The sequence below is a fragment of the Mycobacterium sp. C31M genome (assembly GCF_053345865.1).
In genome coordinates this window covers 40196-62376 of the sequence record NZ_JBKFAX010000008.1, presented here as the reverse complement: position 1 = coordinate 62376, position 22181 = coordinate 40196, and the positions used below count along the sequence as shown (strand labels likewise).

Genomic DNA, 22181 nt, shown 5'->3' with positions numbered 1-22181 from the left:
TCGCAGCACGACCCAGATACCACGCGGGGCTAGGCACTTATCGTCCCGATACGGGCGGCTGTCTCAGTCTCATCCGAATCGAAAAGCCCGGCGTAGAAATCGATCAGTGCACGGCGCGACACCTCCCATGACAGTTCTCGCTCGACCCTGAGGCGTCCCAGTTCGCCCATCTTTCTTCGCCCTTCGGAGTCGTCCAACAACGCATTGATGGCCGACGCGAAGGCGAGTTCGTCGTTACCCGGCACGTACAGCGCAGCATCGCCGGCGGACACCCGTGCCTCTGCGAGATCGAAAGACACGATCGGACGTCCCATTGCCATGTACTCGACGACCTTGTTCATCGTCGAGACGTCGTTCAGCGGGTTCATCGGGTCCGGTGACAGGCACACGTCGGCGGTGGACAGGCATCGCAGGACGTACTCGTCGGGTACCCGACCGGGAAAGTCCACGATGTCAGCGATGCCGAGATCCCCACTGAGCTTGACCATTTCATCGAACGTATCGCCCGCGCCCATGAAGACAGCGTGGAAGTCGTGCCGTCCGAGGTGTTCACGCAGCAACTTCACCGATCGCAATGCGTAGTCGACGCCGTCCTGCGGTCCCATCACACCCAGGTAGGCGAGAAGAAACCGTTTGTCCCGGCGCAGGCTCGTGTCAGGTGGCCGTACGGTGAACCGACCGAGGTCTGGCGCGCTGCGCACCACCGTCACCTTCTCGGGTGACATTCCGCCCCGCTCTATCGCCACCCGCCGATAGCTTTCGTTCGTCGAGATCACGGCGTCGGCCGCAGCGAAGGTCAGTCGTTCGGTGAACCTGGTCAGCCGATAAAGAAGTCGACCGCCATGGGGAAAGCGTGACAGGAACAGCTCGGGCACCAGATCGTGGTGGTCGAAGACAAATCGCGTTCCACCGGGCCGCAGCAGCAAGGCGATCAGGAAGAGAAGATCCGGCGGATTGCACGCGTGCACAACATCGATGCGGCCTTGCCGACGTACCTTGAGCGCCAGCCGCAGCGTGTACCAGAGCGCAAGACTGTACTCGCGAAGGTACTCGGCAGGCCCTCCTGTCGCCGGTCGCAGTGGATAGCGCAGAATTCGGACACCGTCGATCTCGACCTCCCTCTCGGTATCCTGTTCGGTACCGGCCGGACAGATCACGGTGACGGCAAACCCGCTGCGGACAAGCGCCAGGGCCTCCTGCCACACTCGACGGTCGAACGGCACCGGCAGGTTCTCGACGAGCATCAATATGTGTCGCTTCATTGCGTACATCCCCCATAACCGATAATCATCTGACTACAACCGTTTCCTCGATCGCGAGCTGTGCTCCTTCGACACTGCGGTCCAGACCGAACTCCGACTCGACGCGACAGCGCCCAGCAAACCCCATGGACCGTGCCGCCTGCGGGTCCGACAGGAGGTGCACCACCCTGGCCGCGATCTGAGCCGGGTCCTTGGGTGGTACCAGGTAGCCAGTCCGCCCGTCGTCGACGATCTCGTTGATTCCACCGACCGCTGTGCAGACCACCGGACGCGCGCAGGCCATTGCCTCGAGCAACGCCATGGGAAAGCACTCCGTTACCGAGGTCATCGCAAAAACGTCCATGGCACAGAGCAAGCGGGATACGTCACTGCGCATTCCGGTAAAGCGGACGTTCTCCGTGATCCCGAGTTCACGGCACAGCCTCTCCAGTTGACCGCGGCATGGACCGTCGCCGACAACCAGGAACTTCGCCGAGGGCATCTGATCCAGCACGATGTGGGCCGCCCGAAGGAACGTCTCGTGATCCTTCTCCCAGCGGAGTGCTCCCAGAATGCCGACCACCGGTCCGGCCTCGGGTAATCCGAATTCGGCCAGCACATCTCGGTGCGTCGTGACGTCGAACAACGCCGCATCAACGCCGTTGTGGATGATCCGGATCTTCTGATCGGGATAGTGGCGTTCGCGCACCATGAACGGCCGCTGAACATCGGCGACTCCGAAATAGGCGCTTGTCCAGCGGATCATCCAACGGTCCAGTGTCCTGATCAGCGGGCCCCGTGACAGGATCTCCGTGGCGTTGTGCAACCACACGATCGTGTGGTCCACACCGGCGATGCGGGCAGCGACGCGGCCGAGGATCTCCGCGTTGCGGCCGGCCACCATCACGACGTCCGGTCGTTCGCGCCGCATGATCGAGATCAGTTCACGTAAGGCACGCGGCGCCTGCCTCTTTGGCATCCAGAGCGCCCTGGCGTCGATGCCTGCTGCGCTCACATCGGCGAAAAGCTCACCATCCCAACCAATACAGACAACCGACGGTATGAAGCGCGACGGGTCCAATCGTGGTAACAGCGTGCTCACGTGCCGCTCGGCACCACCGGCCGCCAGGTGCGGCACCACGAAAAGCAAACGGATCGGTCGCCCGCTCATGCGCACACCTCGCGGTATAGCGCGTCGAGCCTGCGAGCGATTGTCCGGGTGTCGAACACCGCTTGGACACGGGCGTGGGCGGCGGACCCGCATCTGGTACGAAACTCAGTATCAGCGAGCACCTCGCGAAGTGCTGCCGTGATCGCCTCAGGGTCCTCGGGCGGAATCGTGACACCACATCCGTCGCCGATCATCTCCGGCAATCCCCCTACCGCCGTGGCGATCACGCACAAACCCCGTGCCATCGCTTCCAACACGGCCATCGGCTGCCCCTCGTTTCGGGACGGCAGCACCAACACCTGCGCGCTGTCCAGCAGTTCGCCGACCTGTTTCTCCGAGAGCCATTCGTGTATCTCGACGCTGCGTTCGAGACTCAGTTCCCGAATTCGCTTGCGTGCCCGTTCGACGTCGCCGTCACCGGCAATCGTCAACCTCGCGGTACATCTGTCGACCATGCTGAATCCCGGTTCGCATGCCAGCTTGGCCCAAGCGTCGAGTAGGTTGTATGTGCCCTTGTGCGTGCCGATGCGACCGAGAAAGACGACATGGGTCGGCGCGTCCGGTGCCGGCTGATCCACTTGGCGTCCGAGTTGTACTCCGTTGGGAATAGCGACTATTCGTGACTCCGGTGCGATCTGCCGCATCCGATCGGCCCATAATTCGCCCAGCGTGACGAAGGCATCGGCACGCCCGAGTGTCGCGCGGACAATCGCCTGCACCACGCGGGGCGAGTTCTCGTAGTCCCCCTGAAATCCAGATCCGTGCATGTGGATGACGATGGGCACCCGCGTGGGTCTGCTCATCCAGAACAGAATCGCCTTACGCACGAAGCTGCCGCGTGTACTGGCGTGCAGATGGATGACGTCGGGGCGGAATCGGATCAGCTCGATCAGGAACTGCACGGTGCCGATCGCGAATGCAGTGACCTTCTGCATGGTGGAGCCATCCCGGTGGGTGGCGATGTGCCGAATGTTCCACTCGCGCCACAGCGGCGTCTGCTGCATGGCCCGGACATAGGATGCGATGCCGCCTCGGGTATCGATGCTCGTGGACACCCAGAGTGCTCGCTGCTCACCCATGGTGCACCAACTTTCCCGGCGAACTGCTGCCGGCCTCGGCGAGAATCGGTCGCTCGGCACGCTCCGACCAGCCAACCGCCATGCCGGCCAGCAAGAATGTCACCGCCGTCGGGAAGTCGAAGAAGCGCAGGTCGACTGTGAAACCGGTGAAGATCAATACACCGAAGGCCATGATCGCCATCACCACAAGGGGTTTGCCACACAGATCCTCCTCGGACGACTCGCGGTACGCCTTCCACAGGCGATACGCGATCAGCGCGAGGACACACACCCATCCCGCGAATCCGATCAACCCCAGCTCCGCGAGGATGCCGAGCTCGTTCTCGTGTGAGACCTCACCGAGCCCGCGAACCCACGGGGTTTCGGCAGACCACTGTTGGTGGTGGTACAAGTTCACCGCCTGGAACCGCGCGATTCCCCATCCCTCGACCGGCTTCTCGGCAAAGGCCCACAACGACGTCTGAATGGTGTTCAGCCGATCTTCGACCTCACTTGCCGACCCGACGCCACCCGCTTCCCGGTCGGCACTGGTGAACGTCGACCAGTTGGCTACCACCCCCATCGCCACCATGCTGAGCGCCCCGACGAAGCCTCTGCGGTGCCTCGTCGCCATGAGCGCGCCGATGACCAGCACCACCACGGCGCTCAACCAGGCCGCTCGTGTGTGCGTCAGATAGATTGCCCAGCCGCAGGCAGCCGCGGTGACGAACGCCAGGATGCGACACCATGCGGGTTCGCTGCGACGACTTGCGAAGAACATCGCAATGGCCAAGCCGAGTGTGAGGACCATTCCGTTGACGACTGGCTGAACGAAGATCCCGAGTGCCCGGCCGGCCCACGCGCCCGGGTCGCTGAGGACGATGTACCGGGGCCATACGAAGTCGCTGAGGCCGATGAACGGCATGATGCTGACAACCGACGAATAGGCCGCGAATGCCACGATGAACCAGAGCATTGCCCGTACTGCTGCGGGACGGTCGAAGGTTTGGCGCCCAATGAAATAGAAGACGAACGGCAGCATCGTCCCGATCACGATGAACCGGGTGACCGGAAGCGGCTCCCCGGTCAGCACATCGATCGCGGGGTACTTGTGGGGCGCCACCATCGAGTAGAAGTTCCACAGCAAGTACGCGGCCATGGCCCATTCGACGGGGCCGATGCTACGCACTCGCACCGATGTCCGGTCCAGCCACAACACGGTCGCGGTGAGCAGCAGGGCGAACCCGACCCACCAGAGTTCGACCGGCGTCTGGACCGCCGAGTTCAACACCTGGCGCAGACAGATAGCTGCCAGGACGACGATGGTGGCGAACACCGGGCTCCGCAGCGCGTAGAACCCGATCACCAAAGCGATCGCCAAGGCGAACAGTATCATTCGACCACCTCGGCGGGATGCGACACCGCATTTGTCGCGGTCATCTACGGTTCGCCTCGTCGGCCGTCGGTCAGCACTGTGCCGAGCAGTACCGCGCGCGCCTCGGCGAGTGCTCCTACCGCGGAGGTGACGTCGCCCGCGTGCGACGATCCCCTCGCCACAACGAGCACGGTGAAGTCCGCTGCTGCGCAGATCATCTGCGATTCGATGCTGTCGCTGATCGACGGCGCGGCGATCACTATGGTGTCGGCTCCGATACGCAGTTCGTCAAGTACCGCATCGATACGTTCACGGCCCATGAGTGTGTAGCGATCAGCAACACACGAACCAGCCGGCAGCGTCTTCAGCGACTCGATTGCGCAGTCCTTGAGCGCATTCTGCACCCCGTTGCTGTCGAGCAGCACGTCATTGAAGCCGACGCTGTCCGTCGGCTGCGAGTCGTCACCGTTCGCATATACGAGCACGGTTCGACGTCCTTGCTGCCCCGATATATTTGCCACCGCCTCGGACAGTTCTTGTGCCGCCCGGGATCCGCGACAATCGGTCAGGGCGACAACGGTGGACTTCGGCAGGTCGTGAAAGCTGATGAGGTTCGTGAGCGTGCGCAACCTGTCTTCGCGTAGTTTCGCCGTCTTCTCCGACCCCTTACCAGGTATCTCGATCGCGGGTTCGATGCCGGTCTTGTCCCGCAGGTCCGCCGAGACGACGATGCGTGAGGACAACGCCGCGAGCCCGAGGGCCGCGAGGATTCCCAGGAGCACGCCACCTGCGGCCCGCGTTGCCAAGCCGAACACGATGTCGGGTTCGATCTTCGTTACGCCGGCCCGTAGTTGAAGTTCCTGCAGATGATTGGCTGATTCGGCCCTGATGGCATCCAGACGCGTCTGCACCACCGGCACCATCGGGTTCAGCTGACCATCTGGACTGGGCCGAGCGACCAACGACTCGAGCTCTCGCTCCGTGCTCGCTATCAACTTCTGAGACGCCGCCTGTCGTTGCGCGCCGATGTCCGTTCGGAACGCCGCAGCCACGTTCTGTGCCGCATCCTGGGCCACTTGCGGACTGTCTGCCGTCGCCTCGATAGCGAGGATGGGGCTGGTTGCGATTGACCTGGCTTCGAAGGTGACCGCCTCAGGAGTCTTCGTCGCCTCCTTCAACCGGCCGATCGTCGCCGGGTCGTTGAACACCGTCGCGTATCCGATGGACATCGCCGCATCCTGCTCGGGAGCCAGTCCGGGTGTGGACTGAATCAACAGCGCCCTGGCGACGTAGGTCGGCTGCATCTGCAAGATCGGCAGCGCCGCCGCATAGGTGGCCAGCACAGCGACTGCCAAGACCAGCCACCATCGGCGCCTCACCTGGTCGATACGGTAGCTCAAACGAGATTTCACGCTCTCCCCCAATCTGATTCGTCCGAGTTCGCACCCGCCGCATGAGAGCCGTCCTGCGTCCCCATCACGCGCCGATCAGCTCGTCGGATTCGGCCTCCAGAACGGAACGGAGCCACTGAACCGTGCGTGCGATCCCATCGGAGAGGTCCACACCAGGAGCCCAGCCGAGTTCGGTCAGCGCCTTCGTTGCATCCAGGGCAATCGCCTGCAACTCGCCACTCCGTTTCTCCACGAAGCACGGCGGAGTCGACTTCCCGAGGACTTCGGCGATGAGCCGGTGCACCTCGATCACCGTGGTTTGTTGTCCCGTGCCGATGTTGTAGGTGCCAACAGTTCCGTCGGGAGTCTGAGCGGCCCGCACGAAGGCTTCGACGACATCATCGACATAGACGTAATCGCGTGCAGCAGAGCCATTTCCGAACACCGTGGCAGTTCGATTGGCGATCATCGCACTCCCGAACACCGTGATGACACCCGCTTCACCGCGCGGATTCTGACGTGGGCCGTATACGTTCGCCAGCGCCAGACAGATCGGCCAGATCCCATACATCTCGGCGTAGGCACGCAGATACATCTCGCCGGCCAATTTGGCCACCGCATACGGTGAGATCGGGTCAACCCGGACGGATTCATCTGCGGGAAGAGAATCTGGTGTTCCATAACGCGACCCACCCGACGCGGCGTAGACGACACGTCGAGCATCCGACTGGCGCACGGCCTCCAGTACGTTGATGGTGCCGAGCACGTTGGTTTGCGCATCGAACATCGGATCGGTCACCGAGGCACGCAGATTGACCTGCGCAGCGAGGTGAAATACCACATCCGGATTCGAACCCGCCACGATGTCCCTCAGCTCTGGGGCTCGTATATCGGCTTGCAAGAACGTGAAGCGCCCACGACGTGCCCGTTGGTGGTTGCTGGCCTCGTCCAGATTGGCCAGGACCCCCGTGCTCAGGTCATCGATTGCCACGACGCTGTGGCCTTCTTTCAACAGCCTGTCCACCAGTGTTGAACCGATGAACCCGGCGGCGCCGGTGACGAGTGCTCGCATGATTTGGTCTCCTGTTTCTCGTGGCCGATGGGGATCAGTAGGCACCGGTGCGGCGCAACACGGCCTGCACTGTCTTGGCGACGATCAGAATGTCTCCCACCATCGACCAGTTGTCGACGTAAGAGAGATCGAGTCGAACGGCTTTGTCCCACGGCAGATCTGATCGTCCACTCACCTGCCAGAGTCCCGTCACGCCCGGCTTGACGAGTAGCCTGCGCTGGACGTCGTCGTCGTAGCATTCGACCTCCCGCCGTAACGGAGGCCGAGGACCCACGACACTCATGTCCTGCGTGAGGACGTTCAGGAACTGCGGCAGTTCGTCGATGCTGAAGCGGCGCAGGAACCGTCCTACCGGCGTAATTCGTGGGTCATTCCTGACCTTGAACATCAGGCCATCGCACTCATTGGCCTGGAGAAGTTGCACCACCTGCTTGTCGGCGCCATCCACCATGGTTCTGAACTTCAGCATCGAGAACGGCTTGCCCTCGATACCGATGCGCTCCGATGAGTAGAAGATCGGCCCCCTGCTCGTCAGCTTGATGGCCAGAGCCACGACAACCCAGATGGGCAGCGTGGCGATCAGCGCCGCACCCGCGAAGAGGAAGTCGAACGTCCGTTTCTGAACTCGCTTCGCGCCTCGATACTGCGGTTTGTCGATGTGGAGCAATGCAAGACCGTCGACCGGCCGCATCACCAGCCTGGAGCGCGCGACGTCCATTACTCCCGGTGCGACAACGAGTTCGACGTCAAGGGGCTCGAGGTCCCAAAGCAGACGCCGAATTCCTCTGACTCCAAAATGCTCGGTGCCGGCGATCGCGACTGTGTCGGCTCCACAGCTGCCGACAGCCTGCAGGACGTACCCTTCACCGCCGACGACGGGGATCCGTTGACCATTGATCGTGAGGTACTCGCCGGTCGGCGCACCGTATCCGGGTATCCCGATTCCAACGACCGTATAGCCGTTCGCCACGTTGGCGGTGAGTTCGGTTGCCAGATCCACCACGGCTTCTCGGTGACCAACTGCCAAAACCGCTGTGCGGTATCCACCTTTAGAACGCTGCCGCAGAATGTACCGTCGCCAGCCGAAGCGTCCGGCCAGCAGGCCCACCATACCGATGGGCAATGCAACGGCCAGGTAGCCTCGCGACACCTCCAGTTTCAGGAGCAACTCTGCCATGGCGATCGTGCCGAACGTCCAGAACGAGGCAGTCACGACCCGCCGGTACTCCTCGATGCCAGATCCGATGTACTTCGGTGACCTCGTTCGGAGCCCGGACAGAGCAGCCAGCCAGATGATCGCGAGGACCGCGGAGCAGAGCGTCGCTATGAGATCGTTGCGGCTCTCTGCGGCCAGTGTGCTTCCGAACCGCAAGTACTGGCTCATCAGCACCGCACCAACGACCACAAGGGAATCTGTGATGAGCAGGTTGGCGCTGTATCGACGTTGCCACCGGTCGCGCTCAACCGCCCTGACCGACGACTGTATCGGTTCTACTGCTTCTGTTTTCGCCTCGATACTCTCGGCAAGGTCGGCCGGTTCGGGTGCCAGCGACAGCAATGGCCCCGGTGCGCCGCCGCTCTGCTGGACGGTCATCGGGCCAGACTCACGAGCGGTTCGGCACCGACAATCCACACCGGTGGTGTGCCGGCTGCGTGGTAGATCAACCACGTAGCGTTGGTCCGGCCGTACATCCCCACGTTGGCACATACGAACTGGGCGTACACCCGGTCGTCGACGGAGATTCGGTTCCCCGCAATGGTGGCGCGCCGCCCGGCACTCCTCAGCGCATCGCAGGCCGCGCCGATCTGGGGAATGCCGGCGACAACCGCGGCGACCTGCTCGGTGGTGACGGTGATGTTTCCGTCGTCATCGGCAGGTGCGGCTCGATCGGCCGATCCAGAGTTCGCCGTTGTCATGACCATGCCTGCCCATCCCGCAAACTGCGCTCCCGCTCGCACCGCTGCCTTTTCTTCGAGATGCTCGGCTTCTGGCACACCCCGCCGACACCCGTACCGCCGCGGTGTTGCGGCAACTTCCTCGCTGTCGCTGTGCCTTCACTCGTCACCTGCGCGGCTGTAACCACCTCACGGCACGGTGTCATGCTCTCAACGAAAGATGCTTTCCCCCAGATCATTAGCCAACTATCGGCCAGATCCAATCGTGGGTACATGGGCCAATGGAGCGAATTCAACCCGGTCCGGGATTCAGATCTCCGGGCCCTGCTGCCTGATGCTCACCGTTCGAAATTGCGCCGCCGCCTCGATTCGGGTGCTGACGCCCAGTTTCTTCAACACGCTGTGCACGTGGTTCTTCACCGTGTGGATGGCGATCCGCAGATCTGCAGCAATCTCGCGATTGGAAAGGCCCATTTCGAGCAATCGAAGGATCTGGGCCTCTCGGCGGGTGAGAACTGGTCGTTGGATTGATGACTGGTTCTCGGCAGCCAGGGTGGACAACCTACGCAGCAGCGTTGCTGAGATGGCGGGTGCGCATGTCCATTCGCCCTTCGCGACTTTGTGGACCAGAGACATCAGGTCGTCGAGCGATTCGGTGCGAAGGTGATAGCCGGCAACTCCGGCCTCTGCACATTCGATGATCCTGGCCTCGTCGTCCTCCGCCACCCCCAAGACGATTATTCTCGCCTGTGGGCAGATCTCGAGCGCCGCGTGCAGCAACCGACCGCTGTCTCGGGTGTCCATGTTCAACAGCACGAGATCCGGTGGGTTCATGGTCAGTGCGGTCAACAGCGAGTGCAGGTTCCACGCCGACGCGGTCGCGGCGCCGCCTGACGCAAGGACCGCGGTCAGGCTCTGGCGATGCAGCGTGTGGTCATCGACAATCAGCAAGGTCGGCTGTGTAAAGGGACTCCACGCCGTGTGCCCGACGGCGGACTCCGGAACCGGTACCCGTTTCACATTCTGCAACCCGTTGTGTCCGTTGGGCACATCTCTCGTCGGCATAGCCCGTCTCGACAAACCGTTGAACCGGCCGTGTCCCATAGCGTTCGGGTCGGTGCGCTCCCACGCACCCGCACCGGTGTCCGCACCGGAGTGTTTGTCGTCGGCCCTCCACATGTCCGCTCACCTCCCACTGCCTCCTGCGTGGATGTGCGGGCATGCCGCACATCTGGGCCGGCTTAGGTGCCGGTTAGGTGCTGCGCCGCCATGCCTTCGGCGAGAAAGTTCGGGGGATGGTTCGCCGTCGTTACCCAGCGCTCATTCCACGGTCACCGCCTTGGCGAGGTTGCGAGGCTTGTCCACATCGCGTTCCAGTTCGAGCGCCACCGCCCTGGCGAGCATCTGCAACGCGACTACGCTTTCCAGTGGACCCCAAGGTTGAACGGCCGCATCGAGTACCGGGAGCGTGCTGCCGTTCGACCCGATTCTGACAATCCGTCCGCCGCGGGCACGAACCTCGGAGATATTGCCTGCCAGTTTGGGCTCGCCGTTGTCCACCACTATGACCGGCGTACCGTCATCGATAAGGGCCAGTGGTCCGTGCTTCAACTCCCCCGCGGGATAGTAATCTGACCATCGGTAGCTGAGCTCCTTCATCTTCAATGCGCCCTCGGCGGCATATGGAAGCCCGGAACCTCGTGCCATGTAGATGAACCCACTCGCCCCCGCCAGTTGGCTCGCTATCTGCGGCACAAGCGTCTTGGCGGTCGCTATGGCAGCGGTAAGCCGATCCGGTATCCGGTGTACTTCTGCGCCGAGCGCACGCCCTTGGGCCGGAGACAGTCGGTCGCCGGCCACCAATGCGGAGATCGTCAAGGCGACGCCGCAAATGACCTGATTCACGAACGTCTTGGTTGCCGCAACCCCGATCTCCGGTCCCGCGGAGCAATTCAGCACAGCGTTTGCGCGCCGAGCCAATGTCGAATGCGTGTTATTGGTGATTGTCACCAGCGGGACGTCGGGCGGTACCGAGACCAACGCGGTGAGCACATCCGCGGTTTCCCCGGACTGGCTGATCGCCAAGCGATGTGTGCCAGGGTGGACGACGGTGGCACCAACCTCGCTGGCCACCGTTATGGTGACGGGAAGCCCGCCCAGAACGGCCGCCACGTGCCGGATCACCCTGCCGGCGTTGAGGGATGTGCCACAGCCGATTATCTGGAGACTGTTGAGCTCTCCCAGCCCGAGTTCGCGCCACAGCTCCCCGTTCGAAATGCCGCCGCCGATGGTATCGAGCAATCTGCTTGCCGCTGCTGGTTGTTCCTCGATCTCCTTGGCCATGAAGTCGGTATGCCCCTGCAGGTCTGCGTCCTGGTTGCGCCAGCAGTGCTGAATGAGCACCGGCTCGTCAACTGAAGAGCCGGACCGTCGGTCACGGGCCAGTTCGAGGACTTCGCCATCATCGAGTGCCCGGAACTCCGGCACCCAGTCGGCGATCGCGGCGATGTCGCTGGCAGCGAATGCCCCTGCCGAAGTCCAGCCGACCAGCAATGGCGACCGGTTGGCCGCGACCACGATACGCCCGGTCCCCTCCTCGAGAACCGCTATGCCCCATCCGCCCTCGACCGTTTCCAGTGCGGCGCGTACCGCGTCGACCAGATCCGCAGTCTGCAGCATTCGGGCTTCGATCAGGTGGCACAGGACCTCCGTGTCGACGTCAGATGTGAATCGGTGCCCCGCCGCCGCGAGCTCACGCCGGAGTCGATCAGCGTTCTCGATGATGCCGTTGTGCACGACACTGATTCGACCGGTGCAATCGGTATGCGGGTGGGCATTGGCCTCCGATGCGACACCGTGGGTAGCCCACCGGGTGTGTCCGATCCCGGAGCCGTTGAACTCCGCACCGGCGTGTAAACGCACCGCTTCCTCAAGGACGTGGATACGGCCGGCTCGGCGAAGTCGCACCACGCGACCGTCGGCGGTCTGAATGGCGACACCGGCGGAGTCATACCCTCGGTACTCCAGCCGCTTCAGGCCCACGAGAAGGTAATCCACTGCCGGGGCGTGGGTTCGGCACGCGATGATGCCGCACATCAGCCGGCCGCCCGAGATACGGCGAGGCCGACCGCGGCGAAGACAGCCGCACTTGGCAGCTTCGCTGGACGCGGCGGTCGAGCTAATCCTTGGTGCACCCCATCACTATCGAGGCAACCGGCATCGACGTATATGGACCATCGGGACCAACTTTGGCGGGGTCACGAACTAGTTCGCTCGATCAGGACTATCGACGCTTCAGCCCGCGCGACATCGCGGCTGCCTCGGCCCGGGTTCCGACCCTCAGTTTGGTGAGCAGGCTGTGGACATGATTCTTCACGGTGTGGACCGTGATCGACAGTTGCTCGGCGATTTCCTGGTTCGAACTACCCAGCTCCAGCATCTTCAGGATCTGGGTCTCGCGAGTGGTGAGGGCCGCATTGATGGTCGAGGATTGGCCGCCGTCTGCGAGCGCCGACAGCCGTCGCAGCAACATCGCTGATACTGCTGGGGTGCAGAATATCTCACCGTCAGCAACTCTCTGGATCATTCTCAACAGACCGTCGAATGAATCCGAGCGCATGTGATAGTCAGCCACACCTATCTCGGCACAGGAGATGATGCGCGCCTCATCGTCTTCCGATACGCCCATCACGATCGTGCGGAGCCCGGGGACGATGTCGGTGGCTGATTTCAGAAGTTCCACGCAGTCGCGGGTGGTGATGTTCAGCAGCAGAATGTCCGGTTCGATCTCATCCATCGCCCTGACCAGCGAGCGTAGATCCCAGGCCAACGACGGGGTTTTGGCTCCGGTCAGGGTGAGAGCGGTACTGAGGTTCTCCCGATGCAGCGTGCAATCGTCGACGATCAGGAGGGTCACGGTTTGCAACAGACCGAGTATCTCTCGTCGCGGTACGAACTGAGGGGCGCGAGCATCAACCGACGAAGGCGTTCGGAGGTCCGCCTTTGGACGTGGAAACGGATGGCCGTCTCTCGCCAGGTGCCGGCCGGCTTCGTAAGTATCAATGATGCCTGCCCCCACCAGTCGGACTGCAACCTCGCGGATTTGGCGCATTCGGCGCGCCTTGCCTCGATCGGCACGCTCCGAAATGAGTCGGCCAAAATCTGTTTCGCCGCCACTGTGATCTCGACCGGTCAGGTCAATAGGACGGTGGCTACGGCTCAACTATCACTTCGGGTGGGCCGTCCGTACATAGACCTGCGGACTCATTTCTGACCAACCCCGGATCTAGATCCTCAGGACGACTGCAGTGCGCTCTGCGGCGGTGCCAACGCGACAGCCTGAGCCCGGGTGCGAACGCCGAGCTTCGCGAGCAAGCTGTGCACGTGGTTCTTCACGGTGTGAACCGCGATACACAGTTCCCCGGCGATGTCGCGGTTACTGAGCCCCAGCCGGAGTAGCTCGAGGATCTGGGCCTCGCGAACAGTCAGGACCGGCTCGTCCGGTACCGCGGTCTGCCGCGAGGCCAGCGTCGACAATCTCCGGAGCAGCATCGCCGACACCAGTGGAGAGCAGAACGTCTCGCCGGCCACGACCTTCTTCACGAGCAGCACAAGATCATCCAATGACTCTGTGCGAGTGTGGTATCCGGCGACGCCGGCCTCGGCACACGCGATCACCTCGGCCTCATCATCCTCGGAAATGCCCAGGACGATCACGCGGATGGCCGGGTTGGTGGCCAGCGCGGCGCGTAGCAGTGACGCGCTCTGCCGCATCCTGATGTTCAACAACAGGAGCTCCGGCGCATGGTCCTCGATTGCGGTGAGCATCGTGTCCAGGTCCCGGGCGCACCCCGTCGGCCGCATACCGGCGGCCGCCAAACCCGCGGCAATGCTGTCCCGGTAGAGGACACAGTCGTCGACCATCAGGATTGCGGCATCGCACGCGCGTTCCGATTCCGGTGCCGGATGCATCGGCCGCCGGTCTGACTCACTGCTCGACACCGCCGATATCCGGTGTGCCGGTCCGGCCACCGTCGTCGCCGGAAGGTACGACGGAATCAAGACCGGTGCCACTGAACCAAAAGCTTTCATTGTGCACGCCCCATCCACGACATGGGCCGCTGACGCGGCCTCCCCCATAGATGCCCGGATAACCTGAGCCTCGCGAACGGCTCAGATCGGTTGATGCGGTCCCCCGACCGCTCTGACATCCCGCGCATCTTCTCTGACACCCACGCAACCAGGGACTGGGGCGGCGAGGTGGCTCCGAGATTAATTGACCGGCTCGCAAGTTCGCAAGGCTTTCGCAACCCCAGAGCGGCGATTGTGGCGAACGCAAAAAAATTTGCCACAAACGGATTCACAGGGGCAAAGCTCCCGGCAACGCTGTTCTGGCAACTGAATCGGGCGCTGCGCAGCCGCATGTCGAGCGCGACTGTCAGCCCCGCCGGAAACGTTATTCCTGCACCGTGGCGACCACAGCTACGGCTGCGCGTCGATGCGATCTCCCGCTTCTACCTGCGCAGTCCAACAGTCCCTGGCACCACGGCCAAACTGCGCAGCAATCCGTTTTTCCCGGTCTCAGCAACACCCGACTGTGGCAAAATGACGACAGGGGGCTCCGATGAATCGCTACAACGGGCTGGCGTTTGCGTTTGTGGGGTTGGCAGACACCTTGGTTGCCGACTTCGATATCACCGCACTGGCACAGCAACTTGTCGAGAGCGCTACGGTTCTGCATGCCGTCGACGCGGCTGGAGTTGCGCTCGCGGACCCCCAGGGCAGATTGGGCAAGCTGGCCTCCAGCGGTGCACAACTTCGCGAACTGGATATTCTGCGTAGCGATGATGGTCCGTGTGAGCGCGCGTACCGCACCGGCGCCGCCGTCGTCAACGAGGACCTTCGGGCCGACCATCAGCCATGGGAACAACTCGCCCGTACCGCGGTCGGCCACGGCTTTTTGTCCCTGCTGGTGCTGCCGATGACATTACGGTCGGACCGGGTCGGGGCGTTGTACCTGCTGCGTCGCGAGGCCGGCCGGATGGCCGATGCGGACATGGCCATCGTGCGATCGCTGGCCGACGTCGCCACCATCGGGATTCTGCACCAGCGGGTCGCGAATCAACTGCAGCAGTCGAATCAACAACTGCAGATCGCACTGGACTCACGCACGGTGATCGAACAGGCCAAAGGATTCCTGGCCGCCCACGGGTCGATCGACGTCGACCGGGCCTTTGCCCTGCTGCGTGGACACGCCAGACGGACCAATACCCGGCTGGCCGACCTCGCGCAGGCGGTGGTCTCCGGATCCGACACCACCGCGATCCTCAATCCGAAGTAGTCGACGGGGTTGAGCAGCACTAAACCCGACGAGACAGATCGCCCCCGTCGGTCGCTCTCGACGGACCGTGCGGCGGCGCGATGGGAGCCGGGCCGGCGGTGAATCCACCCGCGCTCGGTCCCGCGGCGGCCGAGTCCCGCGCATCCAAAGCCGACTCACGCTCATTCTGCAGATGCTCGCGGGCATCCTGCCCGGCCGCGCGCTCGTTCAGCTGGTCCTCGCGGTCATCCTGCTGCTGCTCACGCTCGTTTTGCTGCTGCTCGCGTTGTTCGGGTGTCAGAGCCCCGGGAGCTGCCGGTGCTCCCGGCGGCGGACCACCGGCGGGACCGCCCTGCCCCTGTCCCTGTTGGGCGGCCTGGGTGCCCTGCTGCACCGCACCCTGCGCGGCCTGCATGGCCTGTTGCATCAGCTGACCGAAACCACCCTGCCCGCCGCCCTGGCCGCCACCGCCGAGGCTGCTCGCGGCCTGCTGCGGCATCTGGGCCAACTGCCCGAGCTGGCCCAACATGCCGCCCACCTGACCGACCGACTGCCCACCGGTCTCGTCGCCGGTGTTGTACTGGCTTTGCGCCGCGCCCACCTTGCCCGAGAACGTATTCTCCTTGGCTGCAAGGGAAGTCACATTGGTGGTGAGGGACGCCTCCAGCATCGGCAGTACCGCGGCGATGGTCATGCTCATCGCATCGGCACCGGGCGGGATCACCGGCATCGGGGGCAACTCGACGGAAGCTGCGGTCCAGTTGATGTTTTCGGGTTTGCGCATCAGGCTCATCGTCACCAGTCCTCGTCGACGTCGTCTTCGGCCAGGTCGTAATCCAGCGATTCGGGTAGCGCCAGCCCGGTTTTGTTTCCGCCGCTACCGCCACGTTGGCCCATCATGGGTGCGCCCATGCCACCACCCATTCCGCCACCGGCGGCGACCGGCGCCAATCCACCGAGCGCGCCGCCGCCGGCATTGGCGCCCGACGGCGCGACGGACACCGGCAGGGTGCCGACCAGGCTGGCCATCAACGGGGACTGGGCCGAACCGCCACCACCACCGGGCAACGAGGCGGCCCGCATCATGCCCGCGCCGGCCGCCGCGCCCCCGCCACCGGCGAGCGGATGGTTCGAGAACGCCGAGAACGGCGATACACCCCCGGCACCCATGCCTGAACCGCCACCGCCGCCCAACATCGAGGTGAGCTGCTGCAGCGGTTGACCGACGGTCTGCATCAGCTGCTGCGGCGCCTGGGTCACCTGGCCCATCGCCTGGCCGAGCATCTGGGGCAGTTGGCCGACGAGGCCGGCCATCTGGCCCAGCATCTGCATGGCTTGACTGGGGTCGGCTTGGGATACCTGCTGTGCACCGACCGGCGGCGCCCCCGTGGTGGGAGTGCTGGCCGGCGCGCCGATGGTGTTGGCCATCGAGGATGCGTTCCCGGTGACGGTGGCGGTGTTCTGCGACAGCCCCATCATGATCCGGCTCTGCACCAGGGCCTGGGTGTTGCTGTAGGGCATCGACTGCAGTGCCATGCATTCGGCCTGGGTTTCCTGGGCCACGATATTGGCCATCGTCTTGGTCTGGATGACGGCGGCCTCCATGGTGCGCAGCTTGGCCGCAATGGCCGCGGCCTGGGCGGCGTTGGCCTCGTGCCCGCCGATGATGGAACTGGCTTCGCCGGCAGCCGACATGAAGGCGACGCCCTCCCAGTCGGCGCCCATCTTCGTCAGCTGGCCCTGCTGCTGCGGCACCACCGTGCCGCCGATCTTGGCCGCCAGCGCCTCGTACTGCGCGGCGGCCGCGGCCAATGCGTTCTCGTCGACGTTCGGCCACCCCGGGCCGGTCACCGTCTGCCCCCCGTATGGGCTCACATCAGGCTGGATCCCCATGCACTCGAGGTTACCGTGCCCCTACCGGGGACAGCACACCAAACTCAGCCCAGGATCAGTCCCGAGGTCGGAACCCCAGTACCCGCCGTGACCAGCACATGTTCGACATTGTCGACCTGGTTGACCGAGGTACCGCGCAGCTGTCGGACACCCTCGGCGATGCCGTTCATGCCGTGCACGTACGCCTCGCCGAGCTGACCACCGTGGGTGTTGATAGGCAGCCTGCCACCGATCTCGATCGCGCCGCCGGCGATGAAGTCCTTGGCCTCTCCTCGACCGCAGAAGCCCAGCTCTTCCAGCTGCAGCAGCGTGTACGGCGTGAAGTGGTCATACAGCACCGCGGTCTGGATATCGGCCGGGGACAGCCCCGACTGCTCCCACAACTGCCGGCCCACCAACCCCATCTCGGGCAGTCCGAGCTCATCGCGGTAATAGGAGTACATGGTGAACTGGTCGACACCCGCCCCCTGGGCCGCCGCCTCGATGACCGCCGGACGGTGCTTGAGGTCGCGGGCCCGCTCCGGGGTGGTCACCACGATGGCCACTCCACCGTCGGTCTCCTGGCAGCAGTCCAGCAGCCGCAGCGGCTCGGCGATCCACCGTGAACTCTGGTGATCCTCGATGGTGATCGGCTTGCCGTAGAAGTGCGCCTTGGGATTGTTGGCGGCATGCTTACGGTCGGCCACCGACACCACACCGAAATCGGCACTCGTGGCGCCATATTCGTGCATGTACCGCTGTGCGATCATCGCCACCGAGGCGGCCGGGGTGCTCAACCCGTGCGGATAGGACCAGCTGTACTCGACACCACGGGAGTCGGCGTTGATGGTCAGCCCGGTCATCACCTGACCGAATCGGAACTCCGACCGCTCGTTGAAGGCCCGGTAGGCGACCACGACGTCGGCGACGCCGGTGGCGACCGCCAGCGCGGCCTGCTGCACGGTGGCCGCAGCCGCCCCGCCGCCGTAGCCGATCTGGCTGAAGAACTTCAGTTCGCCGATCCCGGTGGACCGCGCGACCGCGGTCTCCAGATTCGAGTCCATGGTGAAGGTCACCAGGCCGTCGACGTCCGCCGGGGACAACCCCGCGTCGTCGAGAGCGTCCAGTACAGCCTCGGCCGCCAGCCGCAGCTCACTGCGACCGGAACTCTTCGAGAAGTCGGTGGCGCCGATACCGGCGATCGCCGCTTTTCCGGACAGGCTCACGCGGCCCCTCCCAGCGTCAAGGTGGATGTCGCGATGACATGGGCGCCGAGACTGTTGGTACCCACCACTTTCAACGTCAGCACATCATCGTCGATCGCGGTCACCTCACCGGTGAAGGTGATTGTGTCGTAGGCGTACCACGGCACCCCGAGTCGGAGCTTGATCGACTTGACGATCGCGTTCGGCCCCGCCCAGTCGGTCACATACCGCCCGACCAGTCCGGTGTCGGTGAGGATGTTGACGAAGATGTCCTTGGAGCCCTTGGCCTGCGCCTTGTCCCGATCGTGGTGCACGTCCTGGTAGTCACGGGTGGCGATGGCGGTGGACACGATGAAGGTCGGGTCACCGTAGATCTTGAGTTCGGGCAGCTTTGTGCCGACGTCGACAGTGCTGGTCATGCTTGTGGCTCCCATGCGTACAACGTCCAGGCCGGGCTGATCTCACTGTCGGGGAAGTCGATATACGTTGCGTTGACCGGCATTCCGATCTTCACCTGATCGGCGGCCACCCCGCGCAGCTCGCCGAGCATCCGGACACCCTCCTCGAGTTCGACCAGGGCGATCACGAACGGCAGCGTGCGCCCGGGCACCTTCGGCGCGTGGTGCACCACAAAGCTGAACACCGTGCCCTTACCGGAGGCGACGAGATAATCGACTTCAGCATCTTTGTCGGCCCATACCGCCGGAACCGGCGGGTGTTGCAGGCTGCCGTCAGGGCGGCACTGGATCCGCAGTTCGTGTGCGTTGATGCCATCCCAGAAGAACTTGGTGTCCCGCGACGAGGACGGCCGCATCAGCTTGTCGGGGTCCAGATCCTCTGGGATGGAGGATGTTTCGTCCTTCTCCTGTTGCGCCGCCGGCAGGAATTTCATGATCCGCCAGTCCATGTCGGCCACTTCTTCGTCGCCCACGTGCCAGCGGATCTTCTGGTTGATGAAGTAGCCCTCACCGAGTGCGGTCTGCTTGGGCCCGACGATCCCGACGATCTCGGCGCTCATGACCACCTGTTCACCGGGCTTCAGGTAGCGGTGATAGGTCTGATCGCAGTTGGTCGCAACCACACCGACATACCCGGCGTCGTCGAACAACTTCATCGCCAGACCCAGCGGATCGTCATCGGAGCGGCTGCGCCCCAAGCCCATCATGGTCCACACCTGGATCATGGCCGGAGGCGCGACGATGCCGACGTGACCGGCGGCCCGCGCCGCCGCCTCGTCGACATAGATCGGGTTCTTGTCACCGATCGCATCGGTCCAATGGTGGATCATCGGCTGGTTCACCGGATCCCGAGCGATCGTCGGCTTGCTGGTTCCGCCGGCGAGGATCTGGTCGATGCCGGATTGAAGGTCGTTCACCTGTGCTCAATTCTCTTCGCGCAAGCGCTCATCGGGGGACCCTCGGCACCTTGAGTCCGGACGCCGCGATCATCTCGCGCATCACCTCGTTGACACCGCCGCCGAAGGTGATGACCAGATTGCGCTTGGTCATCTTGTCCAACCAGTCCAGCAGTGCGCCGGTCGCTGGGTCGGCGGGGTTGCCGTAACGTCCCACGACCTCCTCCGCGAGGCGCCCGACCTCCTGAATGCGTTCGGTGGAAAAGACTTTGGTTGCGGCGGCGTCGGCGACGGCGATGGTCTCCCCCGATGCCGCGACCTGCCAGTTGAGCAGCTCGTTGACCCGCCAGATGGCTTTGATCTGGCCCAGCAGTCGTCGCGCACCCTCGTGCTCGATCGGTGCCACCCCGTCGGGACCGGGCTTGGCGGCCCATTCCCGCACCTCGTCGTAGATACCGGCGACGCGGCCGGCCGGTCCGAGGCCGACCCGCTCGTGGTTGAGCTGGGTGGTGATCAGCTTCCAGCCACCGTGTTCCTCGCCGACCAACATGTCGGCGGGCACCCGCACATCGTTGTAGTACGAGGCGTTGGTGTGGTGCGCACCATCGGACAGGATGATCGGCGTCCAGGAGTAGCCGGGATCCTTGGTGTCGACGATGAGGATCGAAATGCCCTTGTGCTTGGCGGCTTCCGGGTCGGTGCGGCAGGCCAGCCAGATGTAGTCGGCGTCATGGGCGCCGGTGGTCCACATCTTCTGCCCGTTGACGATGTACTCGTCACCATGTTTGACGGCCGTGGTGCGCAATGACGCGAGGTCGGTACCGGCCTCCGGCTCGGAGTACCCGATCGCGAAATGCACTTCACCGGCCAGGATTCCGGGCAGGAACTTCTTCTTCTGCGCCTCGGTGCCGTGCACCTGCAGGGTGGGGCCCACCGTCTGCAGGGTCACCATCGGCAGTGGCACGTCGGCCCGGTTGGCCTCGTTGATGAAGATCTGCTGCTCGATCGGGCCGAAGCCCAGACCGCCGTACTCCTTGGGCCAACCCACGCCGAGCTTGCCGTCGGTGCCCATCCGCTTGATGACGGTGCGGTAGGCCTCGTTGTGGCGATCGGACTCCATCGCTGCGGCTTCCTCGGCGGTGACCAAGGTGGAGAAGTACTCCCGCAGTTCGTCCTGCAGCTTGCGCTGTTCCGGGGTCAGTTCGATGTACATGCTGATTTACGCTCCCACCAGATCGAGCCGATGCGAGGGCCCGCCCAGCAGCCGGGTCAGATCCTTGATCGAGGAGAAGTACCGATCCATCGGATAGGTGATATCCATACCCATACCGCCGTGCAGGTGATGACACAGCCGCATGGCCGGTGGCGCCTGCGAGGTCACCCAGTAGCCCAGCAGCGCCAGATCGTCGGAGGCGTCCAGGCCCTCGGTGAGCCGGTAGATGACCGAGGTCGACACCAGAGCGATGGTGCGCGCGGCGATGTAGATCTCGGACAGCTGCGCGGCGACGGTCTGGAAGGTCGACAACGGTCGGCCGAACTGCTCACGGGTCGCGACGTAGTCGGCGGTCAACCGCAACGCGCCGGCGACCAGTCCCGCAGCGAAGGCGCCGGTGGTGGCCAGTGCCAACTGGTTCACCCGTTGGACCGTCGCGCCGTCGAGGACTCCGTCGACCTGCGCGTCGTCGAACACCACAACGTACTCGTCGGTGGCGTTGGCGGTCGGAGTCTTGGTGACTGTGACACCCGGGGTGCCCGGGGCAATCACCGCGACGCCACCGGCCGCGGTAACCAGTAGCCACTGCGCCTTCTCCGCATAGGGCACACCGGTTTTGGTGCCGCTCAACGTCCCCGCGGTCAGTATCACCGACGGACTGTCCGGCAGGGACGCACCCGGCTCGTTCAGCGCTGCCGACAGCAGAGCCCCCTTGGCCACCTCGGACAGGTAATGGTCCTGTTGTTCCGGGGACGCCAGCTCCAACAGCGGCACCAGACCCAGACCGAGTGTGGCCAGGGCAGGCCCGGTGGTGCCGTGCCGACCGATCTCGGTCAGCGCGGTGGCGATCTCGGCCAGACCGAGCCCGTCACCACCGAGGCGTTCCGGTACCGCCAGCGCCGCAACACCACCGGAAACCAGTGCGTCCCAACTGTTGTCCCGCTCCAACACGGAGGTCACCACATCGGCGACAGCCTGCTGCTCCAAGTTCGGTGTGAAATCCACCCGAGTACT

At 63.9% G+C, this 22181-nt stretch carries 20 protein-coding genes; 1 reads left to right on the top strand and 19 read right to left on the bottom strand.

Annotation, left to right across the window (positions count from 1 at the left end; all coding sequences use genetic code 11):
- Nucleotides 1-29 precede the first annotated feature (29 nt).
- The 12 genes from ACLBYA_RS13730 to ACLBYA_RS13675 all read right to left on the bottom strand — a co-directional run bounded on the left by ACLBYA_RS13730 (nucleotide 30) and on the right by ACLBYA_RS13675 (nucleotide 14277).
- A complete protein-coding gene (locus ACLBYA_RS13730) occupies nucleotides 30-1244 on the bottom strand; it encodes a glycosyltransferase family 4 protein (protein WP_447709971.1) in 1215 nt (404 codons plus the stop codon).
- A 43-nt stretch (nucleotides 1245-1287) separates the two neighbouring features.
- A complete protein-coding gene (locus ACLBYA_RS13725) occupies nucleotides 1288-2412 on the bottom strand; it encodes a glycosyltransferase (protein ID WP_447709970.1) in 1125 nt (374 codons plus the stop codon).
- Nucleotides 2409-3491: a glycosyltransferase family 4 protein gene (locus tag ACLBYA_RS13720; RefSeq protein WP_447709969.1), complete on the bottom strand. Its 1083-nt coding sequence runs from the start codon at nucleotides 3489-3491 to the stop codon at nucleotides 2409-2411. Before ACLBYA_RS13720 ends, ACLBYA_RS13725 begins: the two co-directional genes overlap by 4 nt.
- Nucleotides 3484-4866, bottom strand: coding sequence for an O-antigen ligase family protein (locus ACLBYA_RS13715; RefSeq protein ID WP_447709968.1), 1383 nt, complete (start codon nucleotides 4864-4866; stop codon nucleotides 3484-3486). The genes ACLBYA_RS13720 and ACLBYA_RS13715 overlap by 8 nt, the downstream gene beginning before the upstream one ends.
- 44 nt (nucleotides 4867-4910) lie before the next feature.
- Nucleotides 4911-6200, bottom strand: coding sequence for a hypothetical protein (locus ACLBYA_RS13710; RefSeq protein WP_447709967.1), 1290 nt, complete (start codon nucleotides 6198-6200; stop codon nucleotides 4911-4913).
- Nucleotides 6201-6321: 121 nt separating this feature from the next.
- Nucleotides 6322-7308, bottom strand: coding sequence for a GDP-mannose 4,6-dehydratase (locus tag ACLBYA_RS13705; protein WP_447709966.1), 987 nt, complete (start codon nucleotides 7306-7308; stop codon nucleotides 6322-6324).
- Between the two features lie 34 nt (nucleotides 7309-7342).
- The gene (locus ACLBYA_RS13700) at nucleotides 7343-8902 is read right to left on the bottom strand and encodes a sugar transferase (protein ID WP_447709965.1); all 1560 of its coding nucleotides are present in this window, start codon (nucleotides 8900-8902) and stop codon (nucleotides 7343-7345) included.
- The gene (locus tag ACLBYA_RS13695) at nucleotides 8899-9225 is read right to left on the bottom strand and encodes a hypothetical protein (RefSeq protein ID WP_447709964.1); all 327 of its coding nucleotides are present in this window, start codon (nucleotides 9223-9225) and stop codon (nucleotides 8899-8901) included. The genes ACLBYA_RS13700 and ACLBYA_RS13695 overlap by 4 nt, the downstream gene beginning before the upstream one ends.
- Before the next feature lie 288 nt (nucleotides 9226-9513).
- Entirely contained in the window at nucleotides 9514-10155 is a 642-nt protein-coding gene (locus ACLBYA_RS13690) for a LuxR C-terminal-related transcriptional regulator (protein ID WP_447709963.1), read from the bottom strand.
- Nucleotides 10156-10524: 369 nt separating this feature from the next.
- On the bottom strand, nucleotides 10525-12300 hold the full coding sequence (gene glmS / locus ACLBYA_RS13685) for a glutamine--fructose-6-phosphate transaminase (isomerizing) (RefSeq protein ID WP_447709962.1): 1776 nt from the start codon (nucleotides 12298-12300) through the stop codon (nucleotides 10525-10527).
- A 187-nt stretch (nucleotides 12301-12487) separates the two neighbouring features.
- The gene (locus ACLBYA_RS13680; RefSeq protein WP_447709961.1) at nucleotides 12488-13120 is read right to left on the bottom strand and encodes a LuxR C-terminal-related transcriptional regulator; all 633 of its coding nucleotides are present in this window, start codon (nucleotides 13118-13120) and stop codon (nucleotides 12488-12490) included.
- Between the two features lie 377 nt (nucleotides 13121-13497).
- Nucleotides 13498-14277: a LuxR C-terminal-related transcriptional regulator gene (locus ACLBYA_RS13675; RefSeq protein WP_447709960.1), complete on the bottom strand. Its 780-nt coding sequence runs from the start codon at nucleotides 14275-14277 to the stop codon at nucleotides 13498-13500.
- Nucleotides 14278-14827: 550 nt separating this feature from the next.
- Between ACLBYA_RS13675 and ACLBYA_RS13670 the strand changes: the two genes are divergently transcribed.
- The gene (locus tag ACLBYA_RS13670; protein WP_447709959.1) at nucleotides 14828-15544 is read left to right on the top strand and encodes a GAF and ANTAR domain-containing protein; all 717 of its coding nucleotides are present in this window, start codon (nucleotides 14828-14830) and stop codon (nucleotides 15542-15544) included.
- A gap of 19 nt (nucleotides 15545-15563) precedes the next feature.
- Here the strand turns inward: ACLBYA_RS13670 and ACLBYA_RS13665 are convergent, their stop codons facing one another.
- The 7 genes from ACLBYA_RS13665 to ACLBYA_RS13635 are packed head-to-tail and all read right to left on the bottom strand — an operon-like array spanning nucleotide 15564 to nucleotide 22172.
- On the bottom strand, nucleotides 15564-16307 hold the full coding sequence (locus ACLBYA_RS13665) for a hypothetical protein (protein WP_447709958.1): 744 nt from the start codon (nucleotides 16305-16307) through the stop codon (nucleotides 15564-15566).
- A gap of 11 nt (nucleotides 16308-16318) precedes the next feature.
- Complete coding sequence (locus ACLBYA_RS13660) at nucleotides 16319-17416, bottom strand: hypothetical protein (protein ID WP_447709957.1); 1098 nt, start codon at nucleotides 17414-17416, stop codon at nucleotides 16319-16321.
- Between the two features lie 44 nt (nucleotides 17417-17460).
- Complete coding sequence (locus ACLBYA_RS13655) at nucleotides 17461-18621, bottom strand: lipid-transfer protein (protein ID WP_447709956.1); 1161 nt, start codon at nucleotides 18619-18621, stop codon at nucleotides 17461-17463.
- Nucleotides 18618-19019, bottom strand: coding sequence for a MaoC family dehydratase (locus ACLBYA_RS13650; protein ID WP_447709955.1), 402 nt, complete (start codon nucleotides 19017-19019; stop codon nucleotides 18618-18620). The genes ACLBYA_RS13655 and ACLBYA_RS13650 overlap by 4 nt, the downstream gene beginning before the upstream one ends.
- Complete coding sequence (locus ACLBYA_RS13645; protein ID WP_447709954.1) at nucleotides 19016-19975, bottom strand: bifunctional MaoC family dehydratase N-terminal/OB-fold nucleic acid binding domain-containing protein; 960 nt, start codon at nucleotides 19973-19975, stop codon at nucleotides 19016-19018. The genes ACLBYA_RS13650 and ACLBYA_RS13645 overlap by 4 nt, the downstream gene beginning before the upstream one ends.
- A gap of 28 nt (nucleotides 19976-20003) precedes the next feature.
- On the bottom strand, nucleotides 20004-21167 hold the full coding sequence (gene fadE29, locus ACLBYA_RS13640) for an acyl-CoA dehydrogenase FadE29 (protein WP_447709953.1): 1164 nt from the start codon (nucleotides 21165-21167) through the stop codon (nucleotides 20004-20006).
- Between the two features lie 6 nt (nucleotides 21168-21173).
- On the bottom strand, nucleotides 21174-22172 hold the full coding sequence (locus ACLBYA_RS13635; RefSeq protein ID WP_447709952.1) for an acyl-CoA dehydrogenase family protein: 999 nt from the start codon (nucleotides 22170-22172) through the stop codon (nucleotides 21174-21176).
- Nucleotides 22173-22181: the final 9 nt, after the last annotated feature.